Consider the following 21,158-nt stretch of genomic DNA (forward strand, 5'->3'; position numbering starts at 1 on the left):
CGACGAAAACTCGCCAATCTCAACGGCCACTATCTCGAAAATCTCATCCGTCAAAAATCAACGTTAACCTGAAGCGATTCCCCTGATTCAGCCCCGATGCCGCCTATGCGAAAGAGCTGAAAGCGCTAGCCAACCCCGACGAGGTTCCAGAACCGCCATGCGGCGACTGGGGCGAAATGCCTGACGGCATCCAGTATTTCGAGGTGTCGACGGGGGCGGGGCGCAAGCTGCTGTTCGTGCGGATAGGCCAAGACGAGCCGTTGTTTGACGAGCAGACGCTGGAGGTGTTGCCGGTTGGGTAGGAGCCGGGCCGACCTAAATGTTAGGGAATAGCTCAATCTGAACTGGGTTAGCCTCATCCGGCTTCGAATTATTGTCGATGATCTTCAGGATTTCATCCCGAGACCTAGCCAAACGAAAAAGTCGATAGTTTGCAACTCTTTGATTCCGCTCGACAAAAGTCCTCATGATACTGCTTGCCTTCTCAATCAATCCAATGGCTATTGTCGTCTCTGCCAACGGAATGGAAGCTCGGCGCATGAGTTCGCCAACGACGAATAGCAAGTGAAAATGGCCTTCGATCAACCATGATTCCTCAAAAGAGTTCCGAGTAACCGATGCCTGCCAAGCCAGGATCTCTTTCCTGCGACGCTCGATTACAGAATAGCATTCGTGGGCCGCGATAATTATTTCGGGCGTTACAGCGTGAGGATTGAATGCCTCCTCATACAGATCGCCAAATATATCATTCGAGTTAGTTTTGCTCTTTGTCGGTTCGCCGCAAAGATAAGCCAAAACGAGCTGGCCTGCTCTTGCTGCATCGACCGTCTTCATCCCCGGGCGAGGTGCGTTCTCTCCACGCTTCCTAACATAGAAATAGTTGTGAGGCCGAAGACACTCAACCAGTTGCCGCTGTATGTTGTCATTTGCTCTTAAGTCGCGATTCAAAATGCGACTCTGCGTGTTGCTTGCAAGGGCTACTCGCTCAATAAATGTAGCATCGTTTGTTTCGATAATTTTCACATGAACGTAGCCGTTGTCGAGGTCGGCCATAGTTCCGGTCGAAACCGCATGAATAACAGTCGCGGTTTGGCAGCCATTCACGATCTGAGGGTTTACCATCGTAATAGGATGTCTGCCATTCGCTACAGAAACGATCTGATCGCAAACGATTGTAAGACCGGAGTTCAAGAACCAAAAATCGCTTGCCTGTCCCGACAGTAATGTTTCCCGGATTTCCCTATTGACCTCATTGTCCAAGCCAAGAAAATATCGAACATTTTGCCAGATTAATCGCTCATCGAATGCTTGATTTTCTGCGCTGAGAAACTGAGTCAGCTCCTTCAACGATACCTTCAGCATAACTGCTCGCTTGTTGGCTTCTTTTACACCAAACGCAGCATCATCTGACGGAACGAGTTTCTTTTTGAACCGAGGCTTAGTGGCCTTTACGACGCCGTGAGATAGCTCGAACAATCCATATTCGAACAGCGCAATTTCGTGACGGCTCAGAGCTTCAACTAATCGATTGTGAGCATCTTTTTGCAGTGTAGCCTGGTTTGAAAAGAGATGAACCGAAATCCTATAACTTTCTTCTGCAAAAATATCCCATATCTCCCTCACTTTTGCAGCTAAAGGGCCATTACATGTCTTAAGCATTTCCTCGCGGTTAAGAACGGGGTCTTCAATAAAAGATATTACCTTGTCAATTTAGTCGCCGGGGAAATTCTTCCGAGAATTCTTATATGAGACAACTGTTTTGCATGACCCGATATTAATTACGCGATTGTCGTGATCGATATACACTATATCGAATGCCGCGGTCGTCGTATCCGTCTACGATATACTCGTCGACTTCTGGTTGAGGTAGCCCAAAGACAGTTTTTAGAGCAAGTCTAGAGAATGCATCGCTGCGCGAGACGCTGGCGCTCTCACGTTCACGTATGCCGCTTTCAACGACGCCGAAATCAAGGATTGTCGGCGTCGTTGCATTTGCGACTTTTGGGCTCAATCAAATCCTCTCAGCTGCACCCGCTCGTCGAGCCGCAGGTATCGCATTTCTCACACGTCCCGTTGCGCACCATGGTGAAATTCTGGCATTCGGAGCAGGCATTGCCGGTGTAGCCCTGGAGCAGCGATTTGGCGCGGCGGTCGTTGGCGAGTTTCTTGGCTTCGGCCGCCTCGACGGCCGCGGCGTCGGTGAACAAGCCTGCCGTGGCGTCGGCTGCAGCCGCCTCCTCGAAGGCGATATCCTCGGCCAATTCCCTAGCCCGTTCCTCATAGTCGCGCTTGTAGGCGACCGCTTCGTCGCTGGCCGGTTTCAGCGCCAGCACGTTGGAGCCGGAGAAGGCGGTCGGCACTGAGCGGGCAGGGGCGCCCGAGGGAGCCGCAAAGCCCTTCGGATCGTTGCCGCTGACGCGCGACACCAGCTTCACCGGCGAGGCGCCGCGGGTCAGGCCCTTGGAGACCGCATCCGTCTTGCCTTCGCTGATGCCACGGCCAAGTGCGGTGTTGGAAAAGTCCGACTGGTCGACATGGGCGAGGTCGTTGCGGCCGAGATAGGAGATCGCCAGTTCGCGGAACACGTAGTCGAGGATCGACGTCGCGCTCTTGATGGCGTCGTTGCCTTGCACCATGCCGGCCGGCTCGAACTTAGTGAAGGTGAAGGCGTGCACATATTCGTCGAGCGGCACGCCATATTGCAGGCCGAGCGAGATGGCGATGGCGAAGTTGTTGAGAAGGCCACGCAGCGTCGCGCCTTCCTTGTTCATGTCGATGAAGATTTCGCCGAGGCGGCCATCGTCATATTCGCCGGTGCGCAGGAAGATGGTGTTGCCTCCGATCTTGGCCTTCTGCGTGTAACCCTTGCGGCGGCTGGGCAGCTTTTCCTGCTCGCGCGACACGCGTTCGATGATGCGCTCGACGATCCGCTCGGTGATCTGTGCCGCGCGCGCTGCCGCAGGTGCGGCGATCAGCTGCTCGAGGGCCTCGTCCTCATCATCCTCGACATCGGCGAGCAGCGAGGAATTGAGCGGCTGCGACAGTTTCGAGCCGTCGCGATAGAGCGCGTTGGCCTTCAGCGCCAGCTTCCACGACAGCATGTAGGCGCCCTTGGCGTCTTCCACCGTGGCATCGTTGGGCATGTTGATGGTCTTGGAGATGGCGCCGGAGATGAAGGGCTGCGCCGCCGCCATCATCTGGATGTGGCTGTTGATCGAAAGCGAGCGCTTGCCGACCTTGCCGCACGGGCTGGCGCAGTCGAACACAGCCAGGTGTTCGGGCTTGAGGAAGGGCGCGCCTTCCAGCGTCATCGCACCGCAGACATGGATGTTGGCGGCCTCGATGTCCTTCCTGGAGAAGCCGAGCGCCGGCAACATCTCGAACGAAAAGTCGTTGAGCTGCTCGTCGGTGAAGCCGAACGTCTCCTTCACCCAGTCGGCGCCGAGCGTCCACTGGTTGAAGACGAACTTGATGTCGAAGGCCGACTTCAAGGCTGCGTTGAGCGCCGCGATCTTCTCGTCGGTGAAACCCTTTGCCTTGAGCGCGCCGGGGTTGATGGCGGGTGCCTGGTTGAGATTGCCGTGGCCGACCGCATAAGCCTCCATCTCGCCGATCTGGGCTTCGGAGTAGCCGAGCGTGCGCAGCGCCTCCGGCACGGCGCGGTTGATGATCTTGAAATAGCCGCCGCCGGCGAGCTTCTTGAACTTCACCAGGGCGAAGTCGGGCTCGATGCCGGTGGTGTCGCAATCCATGACCAGGCCGATCGTGCCGGTCGGCGCGATCACGGTCGCCTGCGCATTGCGGTAGCCATGCTCCTCGCCAAGCTCGATGGCGCGGTCCCAGGCGGCCTTGGCGTGGGCGGCGAGGTCCTGCTGCTTCAGGTCGGAAGCGACCAGCGGCACCGGATTGACGGCGAGCTTCTCATAGCCCTGCTTTTCGCCATAGGCGGCACGGCGATGGTTGCGCATGACGCGCAACATGTTCTGCGCGTTGCGGTCGTAGTCGGCGAAGGCGCCAAGCTCGGAAGCCATCTCGGCCGATGTGGCATAGGCGACACCCGTCATGATCGCGGTGAGTGCGGCGCAGATGGCGCGGCCCTCGTCGGAATCGTAGGGAATGCCCGACGTCATCAGCAGGCCGCCGATATTGGCATAGCCGAGGCCGAGCGTGCGGTATTCATAAGACTGCTTGGCGATCTCCTTCGACGGGAACTGCGCCATCATCACGGAGATTTCCAGCACGATGGTCCACAGCCGTACGGTGTGCTCGTAGGCGGCGATGTCGATGGTGCCGTCGGCATTGCGGTAAGGCAGCAGGTTGATCGAGGCCAGGTTGCAGGCCGTGTCGTCGAGGAACATGTATTCCGAGCACGGGTTGGAGGCCCGGATCGCTCCGGCGGAAGCGCAGGTGTGCCAGTCGTTCATCGTTGTGTTGAAATGCAGGCCCGGATCGGCCGATGCCCAAGCGGCATAGCCGATCTTTTCCCAGAGATCCCTGGCCTTCAGCGTCTTCAGCACCTTGCCGTCCTTGCGGGCGGTCAGGTGCCAGTCGCCATCGTCCTCGACAGCGCGCAGGAAATTGTCCTTCAGCGACACCGAATTGTTGGAGTTCTGGCCCGAAACCGTGAGGTAGGCATCCGAATCCCAGTCGGTGTCGTAAGTCTTGAAGGACATCGACGAATAGCCCTGCTTGGCGAACTGGATGACGCGGTAGATGTAGTTCTCCGGCACGGCGGACTTCTTGGCCGCCTTGATCTCGCGCTTCAGCGCGGAGTTGATCGACGGATCGAAGCAGTCGTTGCCATTGCCTTCGCAGTTGACGCAGGCCTTCATGATCGCTTCGAGATGCTTCTTGACGATCTTGGAGCCGGTCACCAGCGAGGCGACCTTCTGCTCTTCATTGACCTTCCAGTCGATGAATTCCTCGATATCGGGGTGGTCGGCGTCGACGATGACCATTTTGGCGGCGCGGCGCGTCGTGCCGCCCGACTTGATGGCGCCTGCCGCGCGGTCGCCGATCTTGAGGAAGCTCATCAGGCCGGACGAGCGGCCGCCGCCCGACAGCTTTTCGCCTTCGCCACGCAGCAGCGAGAAGTTGGAGCCGGTGCCGGAGCCATATTTGAACAGACGCGCTTCACGCACCCAGAGGTCCATGATGCCGCCCTCGTTGACGAGGTCGTCCTGCACGCCCTGGATGAAGCAGGCGTGCGGCTGCGGATGCTCGTAGGAGGATTTCGACTTGGTCAGCTTGCCGGTGAACGGGTCGACATAGAAGTGGCCCTGGCTCGGGCCGTCGATGCCATAAGCCCAGTGCAGGCCGGTGTTGAACCATTGCGGTGAATTCGGCGCCACGCGCTGCGTCGCCAGCATATAGGCAAGCTCGTCACGGAAGGCGCGCGCGTCTTCCTCCGACGCCTTGAAGTAGCCGCCCTTCCAGCCCCAATAGGTCCATGTACCGGCCAGCCGGTCGAACACCTGGCGGGCGTCGATCTCGGAGCCGTAGCGCTCGGCTTCCGGCAGCTTGGCAAGTTCGGCCTCGTCGGCGACGGAGCGCCACAGGAAGGAGGGGACGTCGTTCTCCTCGACCTTCTTCAGGCGCGCGGGGACACCTGCCTTGCGGAAATACTTCTGCGCCAGGATGTCGGCGGCAACCTGGGAGAATTGCGCCGGCACATCGATGTTGTCCAAGCGGAACACCACCGAACCATCCGGATTCTTGATCTCCGAAAGCGCCTTGCGGAATTCGATCTCCGCATAGGCAGATTGTCCTGGCTTGGTGAAACGACGCTCGATGCGCATTGGTCCGGTCCCTTTTGTCTACATATAGCGCTTTCGTCAGGGGATTTCTGCCCCCAATGCGAAACGCGCATGTCCGCCGTCTGCCGGCGTTCGAAAACGGCCGGCTCTCCATTTCGCGGTCTCCGCCGACCCTGCTGGTCAAAACTCCTTGCGAAGTTACTGTCCAACGCGCTGGCGAACCCCACGGGTCCCTCAAAACTGATTTTTTTTCGATTCCCTCACTTGAGGGAAAATTCACACTATCTAGCGTCGAACCTACCTGCAAACACTAAATATAGTGTTAACAGACAATTTATTCAAGCCCGACAATTGTCCCAATTGTCCCCAACCGCCCCACAATTCCAACGCTTCCGCCGGCCTCGTAAACGGGCGGAAATGCGAGCAAAAACGCACATAATCCGGGAAAAAGACCGGGCTCAGAACTTTCCGGTCGCACTCTCAACAGAAGCGCATGGCCTATAAAAGGCGACTCGTTTTGCGCCGTCAAGGATTCGTTTGCGTAGCTTTTGTGACCCCAACATCTTGTGTGTCACACATGTGGATAACGGGGATAGAAAGCCGGCGCTGCGATCGCAATTTGCCGCCCAATGGGAAACGTGGATGCGGCAAGGCTCACACTATTGCCAGTGGCTCGATTGCCAGCGGCTCGGGGCTGAGGCCCAAGCTTGCCACGCCAGGTCCAGGCAGGATCAGCCGTAGTGAAGCCGGGGTTTTGGCTCGGTGCCGGTGAACTGCACTCCGAGGCGGTCGTTGTGCCGCCAGCGAACCTCGCATCGATAGGCGATGCCGTCGAGCGGCACATAGAGAAGGAAGCGATCGGGAACGCGGGCTTCGAGCGGTATCTTCAGTTCGGCGCCGCTTTCGTGCTGATTGCGCAGCGTGCAACCGACTTCCGAATTCGAAATTCCGGTAATGATCGACCCGCCCTTGAGCACGCGCGGACGATGCTCGCGCTGGGGCTGGCCGGACTGGTTCGGATTTGCAGGGTTCGCCATCGATGAAAAATACCAGAGCTGCCGAATCGTATCCTTGATTCCTTAGCAAAGCATTCACGTTGAGGCGCGGCGCCGTGGCCGTTCAATGTCCCTTCAGGGAAAGCTGTGCGGGTCGGCACAGAAATAGGCGATGATCTGGCAAAGGTCGGGTTCGTTGATCATGCGCACCGCTTCGCTGGAACTGACCCATTTGCGGGTACGGGAGTTTTTTTCCTTCCAGCGGTCGGCGACCTTGTCGACGTGCAGCGGGAACACCAGGACCTCGCACGGCACTTCTTCGCCGGAAGCCAGCACCTTGGCGTAGAAGTAACGGCCGGCTTCGAGATGAGAGACAGTCCCGCGCAGTCCGGCTTCCTCGCCGGCCTCGCGCGCAGCCGCCTCGCAGAGCGGCTCCCTGGCCTCGGGCCAACCCTTGGGCAATACCCAGCGGCCGGTGTCGCGGCTGGTGATCAGCATGATCTCGACACCGTTTCCGGTATCGCGCCAGGGTAGGGCGGCAACCTGCAGCCGGCACGGGGCCGTGCCGAAGAGCCGTCGGACCCTTTCGGCCAGATGATTATGCGTCGTTGGCCTCGTCAACATCGAAGAAGCTAGCCCCAGCCTCCGGAATCGTTTGCCGTCTCACGAATCTTACGGCTAATTGTCGGCAATAAAAGTAAAAAATTTCGTTCGCCCGGTTGAGTTCCGTCGATAGATGTCGATTTCACAAAATATCTGGCCCGCCGGGCCCGTTTGCGAAAGCAAATAGCGCCCGGTGCAAGCTGCCGATCTGTAACAGGCAGGTTGTTGCGAATCAGCCGGCGTGGTCGTCGGCGATCGGCTTCTGGTAGGTGAAGCCCATGTCCCATGGAAAATAGATCCAGGTGTCCTGGCTGACTTCGGTGATGAATGTGTCGACCAGCGGCCGGCCTTTCGGCTTGGCATAGACGGTGGCGAAATGCGCCTTCGGCATCATTGCGCGCACGATGCCCGCCGTCTTCCCGGTGTCGGTCAGGTCGTCGATGATCAGCACGCCGGCACCATCTTCGGTGAGCAAGGTCGGTGTTATCTCTTTGAGGACCTGCATCTGCCCCTGACTGGTATAGTCATGGTAGGAGGCGACGCAGACCGTCTCGATGACCCGGATGCCGAGTTCGCGTGAGATGATCGCAGCGGGAACCAGCCCGCCTCGGGTGATGCAGACGATCGCTTTCCACTGGCCCTTATTGGCGCCGGCAAGCCGCCAGGCGAGCGCGCGGGCATCACGATGGAACTGGTCCCAGGAGACCGGAAAGGCTTTTTCGGGAAGGGACATGTCGCGCACTCCGCAGCACGCGGGGATCGCGCGCAAGAAACAGGGGAATGCGCGCGGAATTAGCTGGAAAGCCCCCGTCTTGGCAAGAGCAGCGGTCTTGGCAAGAGCAGGGGCCTTGGCAAGGGCGGGGGTCTTGGCAAGGCCTGGGCGATCGCCGTGGACTTCAAACGCGTCGCGTCAAAACAGATTCATGCGATCCGCTTCAAGTCTGCATATCGTTGTCTCGACCATTTTGCGCGACATGCGTCAACGCGACAGGAAGGCTGCCACTGGCGCGGTGCGCAGCACACTGCGGGTCACGCCGCCGAACAGAAGTTGTCGCAGCCAGGAGTGGCTGTAGGCGCCGAGCACCAGCAGATCGGCGCCGGTCTCCGCGATCCTGGTCTGGATGATGTCGTCGATCGAATTGCCGCCCGACTGTTGCAGCGAGACACTGACGGTGGCGCCGTGGCGCGACAGCGCCGACGCGATTTCGGCGCCGGCGGCCTCCGGACTGTCGTCGAGCGTTTCAGGCGGGTCGATGACCAATATGTCGGTCTTCTCGGCTTCGATGATGAAGGGCAGCGCGTCGAAGGCGGCGCGCGCCGCCTCCTTGCTGCCGTTCCAGGCGAGCAGTACGTGTTTGAAGGTGGTGATCAGCGGCCCCCCATGCGGCACCACCAGCACCGGGCGGCCGGCATCATAGACCAGCGTGTCGACATCCGCGCTCGGGTCACCGCCCGTTTCGCGCTGCGCCGCAATGATCAGATCGGCGGCGCGCACGCTCGAAATGCCGGTCAGCGCGCTGTCGCCCGAAAAGCTCTCAAGGCTTCGCCACTCGAAGGACAGGCCGGAATCCTCGATACGCTTGAGGAAAGTCGCCTCCAGTTTTTTAGCGCGCTCCCGATTCATGTCGGCCGAAACCTGCAGGAATTCCGTGTCCGGAAAGCCCGTGGCCGAAGTGTAAGGCACGGGAAGCGTTTCGGCGTGGATACCGATCAGATGGCTCTGGAACCGGGTGGCGAGCGGAATGGCGCAGTCGAGCACGCGCTCCGCGTCCTGCTCGTTCTGCAGAATGGCGACGATGGTTTTGAAGCGCATGATGATCCCTCAATCTGCGAGCTACCGAACTCGTGCGGAGGAAACGTTGCAGCGTCGTGCTTGGTTCCGGTCTGGACAGATCAACCGGAATTGGTTGCGAACCCGGTGACCATTGCCTCGACATCGGCACGCGCGGCATCCAGGGCCGCCTGGCTGCGGGCACGCACGACCAGTTCGGTCCAGAACTTGCCGTCGCCATATTTCGGGTAGGAGCCTATGATCGTGTCCGGATGCGCTTTCTGGATATCGCCAAGCGGCCCGCCGATGAGGCCTTCGCCGAATGGGCAGGGCACGGTTGCCGACAGCATTTTCGTACCCGCCTTTAGCGTCGGCACGACATTGTCGAGCATGGCCTGGAAGATCGACGGCACACCGGCCATGACATGGACGTTGCCGATACGGAAGCCGGGTGCAACGGACACCGGGTTGTCGATGAGATCGGCACCGCGTGGCATGCGTGCCATGCGTTTGCGGGCCTCCGTATATTCGATGCCGCGCGCGGCGTAGCTTGCCGCCAGCAGTGCATAGGCCTTGGCATCGTATTCGCAAGGCACGCCAAAAGCCTTGGAAACGGAATCGGCCGTGATGTCGTCATGCGTCGGGCCAATGCCGCCGGTGGTGAACACGTAAGTGTAACGGGCGCGCACGGCATTCACCGCAGCAATGATCTCGTCTTCCTCGTCCGGGACGACGCGCACCTCCTTCAGGTCGATGCCGATCGCCGTCATGATATCGGCGAGATGGCCGATGTTCTTGTCCTTGGTGCGGCCAGACAGAATCTCATCGCCGATGACGAGCATGGCGGCGGTCACGATTTCAGGCATGGAAGGCTCCGGCATGACGGGTGGCCTGAGATAGCGCGGCTCGGCGGCGGCCGCAATGCCGCCCGGACGGTCAACAATCCGCACCCATAAACCGAGATATCCATCGCATGCCCGACCGGGTGCCGCGTCACAGAAGTCGACCGTCGAAGCGTACGGCCTTCGCGCTCGCGGTTAGAGGGGAAGGTTGCACCTGGATCGGCGGCAGCTAAGCTCATGCGGGCTCCGGTGCGGGTGAACGATGATCTTGCCGATTCTGTCATGGCTTTTGGGCGCGCTGCTCCTGATAGCGATCCTGTGGGTCGCCAGTTTGGTGCTGGCGACGCTGTGGATCGCGGCCAAAGCCGAAAGGCTGGTGCCGCCGGTCGGAAAATTCATCGAGATCGACGGCAAAAGCATCCATTATGTCGACCAGGGTGAGGGGCGCCCGATCGTCTTTGTGCATGGGCTTGGCGCTCAACTCCATCATTTCCGGCACACTCTGTTCGGGCGGTTCGGTTCGGGCTACCGGTTGATCGCGCTCGATCGGCCGGGGTCGGGCTATTCGGAGCGCGCGAGCGGCGCCACGGGTCGGCTGCCCGAACAGGCCGAGATCGTGCGACGCTTCATTGAAGCCCTGGGGTTGGAAAGGCCGCTAGTGGTCGGCCACTCGCTGGGCGGCGCCGTCGCGCTGACCTTGGCCGTGGAGCACCCCGAGGCGATTTCCGGCATCGCGCTTTTGGCGCCATTGACTCATCCGGAAGCCGGCATGCGCGAAAGGTCCGGCTTGCTCTATATCCCCTCGCGCCTGCGGCGCTGGATCATGGCTTACACCATGGCGGTACCGACAAGTCTCCGATATGCGCGGCCGACAATGGAATTCATCTTCGCGCCTCAGGTTTTTCCTGCTGACTACATGGTCGACGCAGGTGGCTGGCTCGGGCTGAGGCCAGGCCATTTCTACGCCACGTCCTCCGATGTCGTCGCGGTCGAGCAAGATCTCGGTCGCATCGAGCGGCGCTATGGCGAAATCGTCATGCCGGCCGGCATTCTTTTCGGAACAGCCGACCGTGTCATCGATGTCCGTACCCATGGCGAGCCATTGCGGAGCAGGATCGAAAGACTTGATTTTGAATCGATCGACGGCGTCGGCCACATGCCTCAATTCGTCGAGCCGGACCGGGTCATTGCCTTCATCAAACGCCTTGCGACCCGTGCGTTCTCCGATTCGATATCAAACCGGCTTCACGACAATTTCAAGGAACCGTTCGGCTGACTGCCGGGTTTCAGCCTGTCGCCCCCCAAGGCCAAGAAAGGAGTAAAAAGCGATGTACACAAAACTTCTCGCAGCATCCGTCCTGACAATCGGTCTCGCCACATCGGCGATGGCGCAGTCGTCGGACAGCAACTATTCCAACCATCGCTGGTGGTTGTTCGGCAATCAAGATCGGACGGCTGTCGATACCAACACCACCGGCAGCATCAATGCAGATAGGTCCGGGTTGAACACTTTGGGCAACACCGGCGGGATTGGCCCATGTGCCGATCACAGGCCCGGTCCAGACGCTAATTCCAGGCAGAACGTCAACGATCAGTACTGCGGCAAATAGGGCCACGTAGCGGCTGCTGGCTGCGGGACGTTTCCTCTCCGGACGTCTGCGGCTGGCGTCCCGCTCAATGCAGCCAAAAATTGACTGTAGACTTAATCGGAAACCTCTGTCTGCGGCCGATCCCGACCGTCGGCCAGTTCCTCATGCCATTCGCCATCGGCATCCTCGTACTGGATGCCGTCCGTGGCTCCGGCGATCCGTTGCTCGGCCGAAGCGATTTCGGCGGCGCGCAATGCGTCCTGATGGGTGGGAAACGTCTCCGAGAAGGTCGCTCCAACCTTGTAGGCCCAGCCGCCGTCATGCTCGACGATCTTGTAAGTCAGTTTCGCCATGAAAGCCTCCAGTTGAAAGGTCCGACCGCTCAATGCAGCCGGTCGTCGGGCAGTTTGTCGTCGGGCACCAGAACTTCCGATTCCTTGGCAGCTTCGATCAGCGCCCGGCGCGCATCCGCTGTCGAACGATAACCTTCCAGCACTTTGAGGCAAGTGTCGAGGGCATCACGATGGCGCGGCCCGCGATTGAGCGGCCACACGGTCATCAAGCATTCCGCCGCCTCCTTGGCGCTGCGGATATGGCGATATTTGCCGACGTGGCCAAGTTCGACGACGACCGGCACTTCAAAAGGTTTGTCGTCCATGATGGCCGCAACGCAAAGCAGTCAATTTGGTTGCAACAATGGCCTTCAGACTGCGCCCAAAAGACGCGTCGCATTTGCGACGCGCCTTAGGTCTTCGTTTGATGCATGTCGCTATCCCAAAACCGGATCCACTTTTGGGTGACATGCACCGGCGTCTCAGTAGCCACAGTCGTTGCGCAGCCAGCGTGCGTTTGCCCAGCCGGTCCGGCCGCCGATTTCGACCTGATACCAGTTGCCGCGTCGGTCGAAGATCTCGGTATGATCGCCATTGAACAGCTGCCCGACCATCCGCGACGACGAGTTCGGCCGCGTCCGCACGGCGAGAAAGCCGCTGCCGGTCGCCAGATTGTAGCGACCGGAAAGGCCGTGCACAGTGCCCTCGCAATATTGTCCGCCGGCCGGCGCCGATGTGCCGATCCAAAGTCCGGCCACAACGGTCAGCGCTGCAACCGGCAAGAATGCCCTCAACGACATGATTTCCTCCCAAGCCCGACCGCGCCCGCCGCAGCCTCACCGACCGTAACAGTTTGCGGCGAGAATTGAAGCGGGGCGAACAGTCCAGGGTAGAGTGCAGGTTGGCGTCGGCAGAACGGGCCGGTCAGCCCGCCGCCTTCATCCAGTGCTGCATCGTGGTCACTGAGCGCGCAAGCTGGGGCGCCGGGTGGATTGTCTCGCTGAACGTTGCCGCCGCACGCCACCCCCAGCGCGGATCGGCCAGGAAGGCGCGCGCCAGCGCCACCATGTCGGCGCGGCCTTCGGCAACGATCGCTTCGGCCTGCTTCGGATCGTCGATCAGGCCAACTGCACGGGTGGGAATGCCGGCGGCCTTGCGCACAGCCTCTGCCAGATGCACCTGGTAGCCGGGACCGGTGGGCAATTTCTGCAACGGAGAATTGCCGCCACTCGAGCAGCAGAGATAGGCGACGCCAGCGTCCTTGAGTGCTTTCGCCACTTCGATCGCATCCTCCACGTCGAAGCCGCCATCGACCCAATCCTTCACCGAAAGCCGCGCGCCCAGCATCAGTTTTGGCGTCGCGTTCCGCACCGCCTTGGCGATTTCGACGACAAGACGCATGCGGTTCTCAAGCGAGCCACCCCAGCGATCGGTGCGTTGGTTGGACAATGGCGACAGGAACTGGAAGATCAGATAGCCATGCGCGGCATGCAGTTCGAGGAAGTCGAAGCCCGCGCGTTCGGCGCGCCTTGCCGCGTCTGCGAAGCGTTCGATGAGCTGCAGGATCTCTTCGTCCTCCAGCGCCCGTGGCACGTTCCAGCCGGTGTCGTAAGCGATGGCCGAGGCCGAGACTGTCTGCCAGGGGTCTTCATCAGGTTGCAGCGGTCCGCCGCCCTCCCACGGCTTGCGATTCGAGGCTTTGCGGCCGGCATGGGCAAGCTGGGAGCCGAACTTCGTGCCGGGAGCGGCGACGCGTCTTGCCGCGTCGAGCGCCCGGCGGGCAGCTGCCTCATTGTCTTCGGAATAGAGGCCGAGGCAGCCATGCGTGATGCGTCCGCGCCGCTCGACATCGGTCATCTCGACGGTGACCATGCTGGCACCGGACATGGCAAGGTTCATCCAATGGTAGAGATGCCAGTCGCCGGCCGAGCCGTCTTCGGCCGAATACTGGCACATCGGCGCGACAGCGATACGATTGGGAAAGGTAAGGCCGTCGAGGGTGATCGGCTGGAAAAGCGATATTGTCATGAAAAGCGCTCCGGGGAGGGGTAGCAGCTATTTAGGCAACCGTTCGCGTCTACGCCAGACACGAGGCGGTGAAACGGGTTCTGGACCAATCACTGAGGGCATTGCCGAAACGCTGGTTCGCGGCTAGGCCTCGACCCGAAAGCATGGAGATCATGATGGAAGATCGCGTTCGCATCCGTTCGGAGGAAATTCTCTCCGACGACTGGGCCGTTCTGAAGAAGACCGTCCTCGACTACCGCCGGCGTGACGGGGAGTGGGAGACGCAGGTGCGCCAGACTTATGATCGCGGCGACGGCGCGGTGATCCTGCCTTACGATCCCTCGCGCTCGACCGTGCTCCTGGTGCGCCAGTTCCGTTATCCCGCCTACGTCACCGGTCACCGCGAGCCGCTGATCGAGGCCTGTGCCGGGCTGCTCGACGAAAACGATCCGGAAACCTGTATCCGCAAGGAAGCGGAGGAGGAACTCGGCTACCGGCTGCAGAATGTGGAGCGGCTGTTTTCGCCCTATATGAGCCCGGGCAGCGTCACCGAACGGCTCTGGTTCTTTATCGCCCGTTATTCGCCCGCTGACCGCATCTCGGCAGGCGGCGGTGCGGCGGACGAAGGCGAGGACATCGAGGTTCTGGAAATGCCGCTCGACGAGGCGCTGGCCGGCATTGCCGACGGCCGCATCATCGACGCCAAGACCATTATTCTGATTCAGCACTTGAAGCTGAACCCGATCCCCGCCTGACCCTTGGCGGCGATCCGGCGCCCTACAGGCATCGGGCGCTGGACCACAGCGTCACCAAATCAGACCAACTGACATGGACAGCCACCGGAGGTCTTCTCGAGCAGACAAACCGAGAAGGGCGTCGGCTTTGCGTTTTGGCAACCATTTTAGTGATAGCTGATTGAATCATGGTTTTGCGAGTCATGCGTTGAAGTTCATCGACCGTTCACCGCTGATTTACGGGAAGAAAACGCGATGACCCCAACCGATCCGCCGATGGAGCGACGCTCTCACACACGTGGGATTGTCCTGAAGGATGCGACCATCATCACGGACGATGCGAAGATCGATTGCTGCGTTCGGAATCAACACGCTCACGGTGCGGAATTGCGGGTTGACCCCAGCATCACAATTCCCGACCGTTTTACCCTTCAAGTGCCTGAAGATGACGCCAGCTATCGAGCTGTGGTGAGGTGGCGAAGGCGTGAGCGCCTTGGCATTCAAATATATTGAGTTTGAAATGTCGCAGGCCTGTCCGCAAAAAAGCAACGGAAGCTGGGATTCTCAATTCACCTGCGCGCGGCCATCTGGCGCGCGTACATTCGGTTGTGTCCGTCTGCCGATGATTTTGATTTGAAGCAATGCAGCTTCTGGTTGCGGACATAGAACGCCGGCTGCAACCTTAGGGCTTGGACATGACTTTTCATGCAACGGCCAAACGCATTGTGCTCGGCACAGTCGTCTTCGTTCCAGCGATAGGGCCGCTGCAGTGGAACATTAGCGCTGCGTGAAAGTTGAATCCTATCGAGGCTTTCAAACCCGGGTAGGGAAAATGTCCGTATTGGCGTTTGCTTTGGTCTATAATTCGGGGCTGGCCGGCGACGACCTCATAGGCGCTTTCGTATCATTGATGGCATGCTTTGTACTTTTCAACGTCATGGCGAAGGATCGCGCAAATCGCTAGCAAGGGCGCGTTCCTCGACACCGCATTTTCAATTCAATTGTTGGGGTCGAGGAGCACCTGCCAAAGGCGGCTCCATTTCCTTGAGCAGCCTATGCTAAACCGCATCACCAGAGGGGTAGTTTAGCGACGGCGATCCAGAGGTGAAGACAATACCGGCGGCCTCCAATGCTCGGCGAATGCGAGTAAGATTGCCGTTGCGGGGAATCCTGTTGCCATTCTCAAATTCGCGGATGGTGTCTTCGCTAACATCGGACCTCGCGCCAAGTCGAACGCGCGACCAATTCAAGAGCGCTCGTGCTGCTCGCGACTGCTCTGCCGTAACGTTTTGCAAGCGACGCCTCCGTCCCGAAAAACCTGCTGCAGGAACAGCGGAATGGGCGGAAGGTTCCGACAACATTTTCAGCTGCGACTTAAGTCCTGTCCCGCGAAGCAACGGTCCCAGAGCAAAGCGCCGCCGAAAGCAGGGCGGCCCCCTCGGTGCGGCGCGCACTCGAATGAACGTGCGGTAACGGTTGATTCAACCATTGCTGGTATATTGTAGTGTAAGGTGGCGGCTCCGACAGTCCGGCGGGCGCTCAGTGCCGGAGCCGCCTGCGCAGTCCGGTTGGGTTTGACCGCGCCGTCCTATTCTGGGACAGCGCGGTCAACGATTCGTTAAAATCCTCCGGATCTGATTAAGCACGCGCTAATTAATTGAATCGCTATTTGCGAGTCGGGCCGCGACCGCCGGCCGGTGTTCTTCACCTGCGTGCCTGATTATCAACGCCAGGACGAGGCACGCTGCATGCGGATTCGATCGCACTGAAGTGCTTGACGATTTCAGTAACGCCTCGGCTGAAGTGAAAGCACCAGCCCGACAATCAGGCCGAGCACGAAGCCCAGCGGACCTGTGATGAAGATGCCGAGCAGCGGGCCCTGGTTTGCTTCGGGCGTGAAGACAATCGGCCCCACGAACCCGCCGATAAAGCCGATGACGCCAAGGATCGCGCCCCATCGAAACATCGTGGCAATCATACCCGATCCTTCCGCAGCCTCAAGTCAGCGCCGCCGCCGTTCTCGGCGGTGACCTCGGCGCCGGCAGATTCAAGAGCTCTTGCATTGGTGTAGTTTCGTGGCAGGGCCAGGTCAGATTCAAGGCAAGCTCCGATTCCCGCTCAAAGTCAAATCTTGCGCACGCTCCGGCTACCCGCACAGCTTCCCACGAATGATTTTCTTGGGCATCCACCACCGCAGAATGCGATAATCGTTGGAATTCAATCTGGTGCGGACGACGGGAATCGAACCCGTACGATCAGAGATCGAGGGATTTTAAGTCCCTTGCGTCTACCAATTCCGCCACGTCCGCAGGCCAGCCCTTTTCAGACGCCAGACACAGGCCGTCAAGTCGTGTTATTTGGCCTTGGCCGGACGTGCGGCCCGGGCGGCTTGGTGATAACAGTGGGCTGGTTCAGAACTTGTAGCTCAAATTGATCCCGACCGTGTTGAGCTTCACGTTCTGATCGCGATCGTTGAAGGGTTCCGCCACGTCGTAGTGCTCGGAGCCGAAATCATAGTAGCGATACTGCGCGCCGACGACGAACTTGTCGGTCAATGCGTAGTCGACGCCGGCACCAACGGTCCAACCGACATTTGTGCGCGTGCTGGCGAACGCCGGACCCGCGACTTGCGATGTCTCGATGCCGGCAAAGGCGACGCCGCCAATGCCGTAGACCAGCAGGCGATCCATGGCGTAGCCGGCCTTGGCGTTGACCGACCCGAACCATTTGATGTCGGTCCCGAATGGGCTTCCCAGGCCCGATTCCGTCGTGCCTTCGATCGACGAATAGTTGAGCTCTGCCTCGGCGCCTAGCACCGCCTGGTCGAACTGCCACAGGCCGGCGACATGGCCGCCGACGAAGCCGCCATCAATATCGGGGGTGATGGAAAACGGCGCGCCTTCCGTCGTTGATATATCGGATCGGCCCCAGCCATAGCCGCCCTGCAGACCGGCGTAGTAGCCCGTCCAGTCGAAGCCGGGCGCTGTCATCGGCACGTCGACCATCTGGTCGGCTGCAAAAGCCGGCACGGCCGAAGCGACAAGAAAAACGGCACTTGCGACCATCAGGCGACGCATCGAACTCCCCGAAATGGCGATCCAGAAATGTCCTTGCGGAAAGGGTAACCTGATTTGCCACAAAACGGAATTCCATTCCGACTGCGACCAATATGTGGTGAAGACGGCGTAATCCGTTGATCGACAGGAGCAAAGACCGTTCAGCGCTGGCCAAAACCACATCGGCTTGGCACAGTCGGGCAAACAGGAGTCTTTCATGACAAAGAAGCCGTCGGGGCATGCGACGAAACCCAAACCCTGGACCGAGATGGCGACGCATCTGGTCGATGTCGCCATGGGGCGCAAACCCGCCGATCTCGTTATCCGCAACGGCCGCTGGGTGAACGTCCATTCGGGCGAGATCATCGCCGGCACCGACATCGCCATTGCCGGCGGGCGCTTCGCCTTTTGCGGGCCTGATGCAAGCCACGCCATCGGCCAGGGCGTCACCAAGGTGGTCGACGCAGGCGGGCGTTATCTGGTGCCCGGCCTCTGCGACGCGCACATGCATGTCGAGAGTGGCATGGTGACGGTGACCGAGTTCTGCCGGGCTGTCATTCCGCATGGCACCACGTCGATGTTCATCGATCCGCACGAGATCGCCAATGTACTGGGGCTGCCAGGCGTGCGGCTGATGCATGACGAGGCCGTCGCCATGCCGATCAACGTGCATGTGCAGATGCCGTCCTGCGTGCCTTCGGCGCCGGGGCTGGAACATGCCGGCGCCGAACTGACGGTCGCCGATGTGGCGGAAGCGATGACTTGGGAAAACATCATCGGACTGGGAGAGGTGATGAATTTCCCCGGCGTCGCCGCCAATGATCCGGTCATGTCGGGCGAGATCGCCGCGACGGTCAAGGCAGGCAAGACGGTCGGTGGCCACTATGCCTCGCGCGATCTCGGTCTGCCGTTCCATGGCTATGTCGCAGGCGGCCCGGAAGACGACCACGAGGGCACGCGCGCCGAGGATGCCATTGCGCGTGTTCGCCAGGGCATGAAGGCGATGCTGCGGCTGGGTTCGGCCTGGTACGACGTGGCCTCGCAGATCAAGGCGGTGACGGAGAGCGGGATCGACCCGCGCAACTTCATCCTGTGCACCGACGACAGCCATTCCGGCACGTTGGTTCATGAAGGCCACATGGACCGCGTGGTGCGCCACGCCATCCAACAGGGGTTGAAGCCGGTGATGGCGATCCAGATGGCGACACTCAACACCGCCCGGCATTTCAAACTGGAACGCGAGATCGGCTCGATTGCGCCGGGTCGGCTGGCCGATCTGCTGATCGTCTCGGATCTCGCCGCAATGACGATAGACGAGGTCTATTCACGCGGTGTCAGGCTGGCCAAGGGCGGCAAGCTCGAAATCGATATTCCGGCCTATGATTACCCGAAGACGGCGAAGAATACCGTCAAGCTCGGCAAGAGGCTGAAGGGCGGCGACTTCGACATCGTGGCTCCCAAGGGCGCCCACGAGGTGCGGGTGCGCGTCATCGGCGTCATCGAGAACCAGGCGCCGACGCGGGCACTGGAGGCCGATCTGCCGGTCGAGGACGGGCTGGTCGCCATGGATCGCCGCAACGATGTCTGCCAGATCGCGCTAGTCGAGCGCCACAGAGGCACGGGCGGCGTTACCAACGCCTTCGTCTCCGGATTCGGTTACATGGCCGACTGCGCCATGGCGTCCAGCGTGGCGCATGACGCCCACCACATCATCTGCGTCGGTACCAACAAGCAGGACATGGCGCTGGCCGTGAACCGTCTGGGCGAGGTCGGCGGCGGCGTCGTGCTGTTCTCCAAGGGCAAGGAACTGGCGCTGGTCGAAATGCCGATCGCCGGGCTGATGTCGGACGAGCGGGCGGAAATCGTCGCGGCCAAGGCGGACAAGCTCACCGAGGCGATGCGCAAGATGGGCTGTTCGCTAAACAACGCCTATATGCAGCACTCGCTGCTGGCGCTGGTCGTCATTCCCGAGCTCAGGATTTCCGATGTCGGCCTGATCGATGTGACGACTTTCCAGAAGGTCGACCTGTTCGTCTAGGATTGGTCGATATTCAGGTGATGCCGGCCTGCAAACGCCGGTTTCCTGCGCTTCCGGTGCTCACGTACTTAAGTACGCTCCGCTCCGGTTCTCGGACACCACCATTTTCGGCTCGGCCTGACCTGAATCTCGACCAATCCTGGCTGATGGCTCGCTCACCCGCCGGTGGCTATGGTCAGCACCTTGAACGGCGTGGTGATGACGATCTCGGCGACCGAGCCGACGGCCTTGCCGAGGCCTTGACCGAGATTGTTGAGCTGTGTCGGGCCGGGTTCGTCCGAGGCCAGGCCAGCTGGCGCCCGCAGCCGGTCGCCGAGCAGTTGCACCAGCATCGGGTTGTCGGCGAATTTGGCGTGGTTGAGCCGGTCGCCGCCCTTGGCCTGGGAAAGATCGACCACCGACACGCCATAGCTGGCAAGGTCGGCCGCATTGCCGTAGTCGCCGACACGTGGCTTGTCGCCCGAGATCAGGGAGGAAAGCTTGAGAGCCCGGTCATCCGCGGAGAGCAGAATGGCGAACGGCTTATCGGGTTTGCCGTAGCGGATCATCTGCTTCTTGAACACATCGACATCGATGTCGGGCGAGGCCAGGATGACGTAGCCGAGCTTGCCGCCGAGATCGCGGTCGCCGGTGATGGCGAGCTGGCGCAGCGCCTCCATGGTCACCCAGGTTCCCATCGAATGCGCGATGATGTCGATGCTCTTGACCTTAGTCTTGGCTAGCATCCTGAGCGTCGCCTCGAGGTCGTCGCGCGCCGCGTTGGCGCTTTCCTTGTCGTAGATGTAACCGGTGGTCTTGCCGCTCGACGCCCATGAGAACAGCACCGGCGTACCTGGATATTTCGTGTCGTGGGCGATCTGCGTCAGCCGATAGATGCCGTCATCGAAGCCATTGTTGAAGCCATGCACGAAAACCAGCACACGGTCTCCGCGCATGGCGATGTCTGCGCCGACCGCCTTGGCGAATTGCGGCGCGCCTTCGTAGAAGGTTACGTCCCTGGCGGTGAAGTCCTTGGCCGGAGCGCTATTTGCCGATCCTTTGGCCCGCTCTATGGCGCCGACCTGATGGCTTTTCGGAACGGTGACGTCGACACGGGCAAAGCTGGTGGTCAGCGAGCGATCGCCGTCGTACACCTGTCGCGGATCCTTGATTGCCTTCTGCCGGGTCGTTGCAACGAAGATCTCATGCGTCGCCGCGATGTCGGAAGCGGGCACCGAGACAGCGGTCCTGTTGAGCAGGTCATGCGTGTTCTGGCCGGCGCAGCCGGTCACGGCGAGCGCGATAGCAACGACGAGGCAACTCTTCGAACGCACGGTCACGCGCCAGCTCTCGTAAGGGGGGACGTCAAACGCGTGACGTCGCTGGCTACTCCGATAGAGCCAGACACCGGCGCGGTCCAGTTCAAAGTGAGTCCATACGTCCGCAATACTGAACA

General features: G+C 60.2%; 21 protein-coding genes and 1 tRNA gene. 6 read left to right on the forward strand and 16 right to left on the reverse strand.

What is annotated here, in order from left to right; genetic code table 11:
* The first annotated feature begins 176 nt into the window (after positions 1–176).
* Positions 177–302: a hypothetical protein gene (locus NKI20_RS12765; protein ID WP_352830977.1), complete on the forward strand. Its 126-nt coding sequence runs from the start codon at positions 177–179 to the stop codon at positions 300–302.
* 13 nt (positions 303–315) lie between these two features.
* Here NKI20_RS12765 and NKI20_RS12770 read toward each other — a convergent pair whose 3' ends face one another.
* The 7 genes from NKI20_RS12770 to NKI20_RS12800 form a co-directional block, all read right to left on the reverse strand.
* Entirely contained in the window at positions 316–1,659 is a 1,344-nt protein-coding gene (locus tag NKI20_RS12770; protein ID WP_352830979.1) for an AIPR family protein, read from the reverse strand.
* A gap of 362 nt (positions 1,660–2,021) precedes the next feature.
* On the reverse strand, positions 2,022–5,798 hold the full coding sequence (locus NKI20_RS12775) for a vitamin B12-dependent ribonucleotide reductase (RefSeq protein WP_352830981.1): 3,777 nt from the start codon (positions 5,796–5,798) through the stop codon (positions 2,022–2,024).
* 689 nt (positions 5,799–6,487) lie between these two features.
* Positions 6,488–6,793, reverse strand: coding sequence for a PilZ domain-containing protein (locus NKI20_RS12780; protein WP_352602589.1), 306 nt, complete (start codon positions 6,791–6,793; stop codon positions 6,488–6,490).
* Positions 6,794–6,886: 93 nt separating this feature from the next.
* On the reverse strand, positions 6,887–7,375 hold the full coding sequence (locus NKI20_RS12785; RefSeq protein WP_352602587.1) for an NUDIX hydrolase: 489 nt from the start codon (positions 7,373–7,375) through the stop codon (positions 6,887–6,889).
* Positions 7,376–7,586: 211 nt separating this feature from the next.
* Positions 7,587–8,087: a xanthine phosphoribosyltransferase gene (gene gpt, locus NKI20_RS12790; protein WP_352726646.1), complete on the reverse strand. Its 501-nt coding sequence runs from the start codon at positions 8,085–8,087 to the stop codon at positions 7,587–7,589.
* A 246-nt stretch (positions 8,088–8,333) separates the two neighbouring features.
* Complete coding sequence (locus NKI20_RS12795; protein WP_023759469.1) at positions 8,334–9,167, reverse strand: universal stress protein; 834 nt, start codon at positions 9,165–9,167, stop codon at positions 8,334–8,336.
* 80 nt (positions 9,168–9,247) lie between these two features.
* The gene (locus NKI20_RS12800; protein WP_352830984.1) at positions 9,248–9,991 is read right to left on the reverse strand and encodes a competence/damage-inducible protein A; all 744 of its coding nucleotides are present in this window, start codon (positions 9,989–9,991) and stop codon (positions 9,248–9,250) included.
* Between the two features lie 238 nt (positions 9,992–10,229).
* Here NKI20_RS12800 and NKI20_RS12805 point away from each other — a divergent pair, with 238 nt between their 5' ends.
* Both NKI20_RS12805 and NKI20_RS12810 read left to right on the forward strand, forming a co-directional pair.
* Positions 10,230–11,243 carry an alpha/beta fold hydrolase gene (locus NKI20_RS12805; RefSeq protein WP_352830986.1) on the forward strand — a complete coding sequence of 338 codons (1,014 nt, stop codon included), beginning with the start codon at positions 10,230–10,232 and terminating at the stop codon, positions 11,241–11,243.
* Positions 11,244–11,295: 52 nt separating this feature from the next.
* Entirely contained in the window at positions 11,296–11,577 is a 282-nt protein-coding gene (locus NKI20_RS12810; protein WP_352830988.1) for a hypothetical protein, read from the forward strand.
* Positions 11,578–11,669: 92 nt separating this feature from the next.
* Here the strand turns inward: NKI20_RS12810 and NKI20_RS12815 are convergent, their stop codons facing one another.
* From NKI20_RS12815 to NKI20_RS12830, 4 genes are all read right to left on the reverse strand, one after another.
* Entirely contained in the window at positions 11,670–11,909 is a 240-nt protein-coding gene (locus NKI20_RS12815) for a DUF2188 domain-containing protein (protein WP_023759465.1), read from the reverse strand.
* A 29-nt stretch (positions 11,910–11,938) separates the two neighbouring features.
* Positions 11,939–12,217 (reverse strand): DUF982 domain-containing protein, encoded by a 279-nt coding sequence (locus NKI20_RS12820; protein WP_032907483.1) that lies wholly within the window; start codon positions 12,215–12,217, stop codon positions 11,939–11,941.
* A 153-nt stretch (positions 12,218–12,370) separates the two neighbouring features.
* Complete coding sequence (locus tag NKI20_RS12825; RefSeq protein ID WP_023759463.1) at positions 12,371–12,688, reverse strand: SH3 domain-containing protein; 318 nt, start codon at positions 12,686–12,688, stop codon at positions 12,371–12,373.
* A 124-nt stretch (positions 12,689–12,812) separates the two neighbouring features.
* Positions 12,813–13,916, reverse strand: coding sequence for an NADH:flavin oxidoreductase/NADH oxidase (locus NKI20_RS12830; protein ID WP_023759462.1), 1,104 nt, complete (start codon positions 13,914–13,916; stop codon positions 12,813–12,815).
* 155 nt (positions 13,917–14,071) lie between these two features.
* Between NKI20_RS12830 and NKI20_RS12835 the strand changes: the two genes are divergently transcribed.
* The gene (locus tag NKI20_RS12835) at positions 14,072–14,650 is read left to right on the forward strand and encodes an NUDIX domain-containing protein (RefSeq protein ID WP_352726657.1); all 579 of its coding nucleotides are present in this window, start codon (positions 14,072–14,074) and stop codon (positions 14,648–14,650) included.
* 255 nt (positions 14,651–14,905) lie between these two features.
* Positions 14,906–15,142, forward strand: a complete 237-nt coding sequence (locus tag NKI20_RS12840) for a PilZ domain-containing protein (RefSeq protein ID WP_032907511.1) — start codon at positions 14,906–14,908, stop codon at positions 15,140–15,142.
* 545 nt (positions 15,143–15,687) lie between these two features.
* Here the strand turns inward: NKI20_RS12840 and NKI20_RS12845 are convergent.
* The 4 genes from NKI20_RS12845 to NKI20_RS12860 all read right to left on the reverse strand — a co-directional run bounded on the left by NKI20_RS12845 (position 15,688) and on the right by NKI20_RS12860 (position 17,706).
* Positions 15,688–15,990 (reverse strand): helix-turn-helix domain-containing protein, encoded by a 303-nt coding sequence (locus NKI20_RS12845; protein WP_352830991.1) that lies wholly within the window; start codon positions 15,988–15,990, stop codon positions 15,688–15,690.
* Positions 15,991–16,412: 422 nt separating this feature from the next.
* Positions 16,413–16,607: a hypothetical protein gene (locus NKI20_RS12850; RefSeq protein ID WP_050589529.1), complete on the reverse strand. Its 195-nt coding sequence runs from the start codon at positions 16,605–16,607 to the stop codon at positions 16,413–16,415.
* A gap of 245 nt (positions 16,608–16,852) precedes the next feature.
* A tRNA-Leu gene (locus tag NKI20_RS12855) sits at positions 16,853–16,938 on the reverse strand.
* A gap of 102 nt (positions 16,939–17,040) precedes the next feature.
* Positions 17,041–17,706, reverse strand: coding sequence for an outer membrane protein (locus tag NKI20_RS12860; protein WP_023759427.1), 666 nt, complete (start codon positions 17,704–17,706; stop codon positions 17,041–17,043).
* 196 nt (positions 17,707–17,902) lie between these two features.
* Here NKI20_RS12860 and ade point away from each other — a divergent pair, with 196 nt between their 5' ends.
* The gene (gene ade / locus NKI20_RS12865; RefSeq protein WP_352830994.1) at positions 17,903–19,723 is read left to right on the forward strand and encodes an adenine deaminase; all 1,821 of its coding nucleotides are present in this window, start codon (positions 17,903–17,905) and stop codon (positions 19,721–19,723) included.
* Positions 19,724–19,878: 155 nt separating this feature from the next.
* Here ade and NKI20_RS12870 read toward each other — a convergent pair whose 3' ends face one another.
* Positions 19,879–21,042: an alpha/beta hydrolase gene (locus NKI20_RS12870; protein WP_023759426.1), complete on the reverse strand. Its 1,164-nt coding sequence runs from the start codon at positions 21,040–21,042 to the stop codon at positions 19,879–19,881.
* Between the last annotated feature and the right edge of the window lie 116 nt (positions 21,043–21,158).

The organism is Mesorhizobium sp. M0830 (assembly GCF_040319965.1).
GTDB lineage: Bacteria > Pseudomonadota > Alphaproteobacteria > Rhizobiales > Rhizobiaceae > Mesorhizobium.

Bases quoted from the DNA above. Each gene is read 5' to 3' on its own strand.
- NKI20_RS12845 (WP_352830991.1), bottom strand. From the start codon at position 15,990: ATGTTGTCGGAACCTTCCGCCCATTCCGCTGTTCCTGCAGCAGGTTTT.
- NKI20_RS12785 (WP_352602587.1), bottom strand. From the start codon at position 7,375: ATGTTGACGAGGCCAACGACGCATAATCATCTGGCCGAAAGGGTCCGA.
- NKI20_RS12805 (WP_352830986.1), top strand. From the start codon at position 10,230: ATGATCTTGCCGATTCTGTCATGGCTTTTGGGCGCGCTGCTCCTGATA.
- NKI20_RS12815 (WP_023759465.1), bottom strand. From the start codon at position 11,909: ATGGCGAAACTGACTTACAAGATCGTCGAGCATGACGGCGGCTGGGCC.
- NKI20_RS12795 (WP_023759469.1), bottom strand. From the start codon at position 9,167: ATGCGCTTCAAAACCATCGTCGCCATTCTGCAGAACGAGCAGGACGCG.
- NKI20_RS12810 (WP_352830988.1), top strand. From the start codon at position 11,296: ATGTACACAAAACTTCTCGCAGCATCCGTCCTGACAATCGGTCTCGCC.
- NKI20_RS12860 (WP_023759427.1), bottom strand. From the start codon at position 17,706: ATGCGTCGCCTGATGGTCGCAAGTGCCGTTTTTCTTGTCGCTTCGGCC.
- NKI20_RS12770 (WP_352830979.1), bottom strand. From the start codon at position 1,659: ATGCTTAAGACATGTAATGGCCCTTTAGCTGCAAAAGTGAGGGAGATA.
- NKI20_RS12825 (WP_023759463.1), bottom strand. From the start codon at position 12,688: ATGTCGTTGAGGGCATTCTTGCCGGTTGCAGCGCTGACCGTTGTGGCC.
- NKI20_RS12840 (WP_032907511.1), top strand. From the start codon at position 14,906: ATGGAGCGACGCTCTCACACACGTGGGATTGTCCTGAAGGATGCGACC.
- NKI20_RS12800 (WP_352830984.1), bottom strand. From the start codon at position 9,991: ATGCCTGAAATCGTGACCGCCGCCATGCTCGTCATCGGCGATGAGATT.
- NKI20_RS12775 (WP_352830981.1), bottom strand. From the start codon at position 5,798: ATGCGCATCGAGCGTCGTTTCACCAAGCCAGGACAATCTGCCTATGCG.
- ade (WP_352830994.1), top strand. From the start codon at position 17,903: ATGACAAAGAAGCCGTCGGGGCATGCGACGAAACCCAAACCCTGGACC.
- NKI20_RS12850 (WP_050589529.1), bottom strand. From the start codon at position 16,607: ATGATTGCCACGATGTTTCGATGGGGCGCGATCCTTGGCGTCATCGGC.
- NKI20_RS12765 (WP_352830977.1), top strand. From the start codon at position 177: ATGCCTGACGGCATCCAGTATTTCGAGGTGTCGACGGGGGCGGGGCGC.
- NKI20_RS12780 (WP_352602589.1), bottom strand. From the start codon at position 6,793: ATGGCGAACCCTGCAAATCCGAACCAGTCCGGCCAGCCCCAGCGCGAG.
- gpt (WP_352726646.1), bottom strand. From the start codon at position 8,087: ATGTCCCTTCCCGAAAAAGCCTTTCCGGTCTCCTGGGACCAGTTCCAT.
- NKI20_RS12830 (WP_023759462.1), bottom strand. From the start codon at position 13,916: ATGACAATATCGCTTTTCCAGCCGATCACCCTCGACGGCCTTACCTTT.
- NKI20_RS12835 (WP_352726657.1), top strand. From the start codon at position 14,072: ATGGAAGATCGCGTTCGCATCCGTTCGGAGGAAATTCTCTCCGACGAC.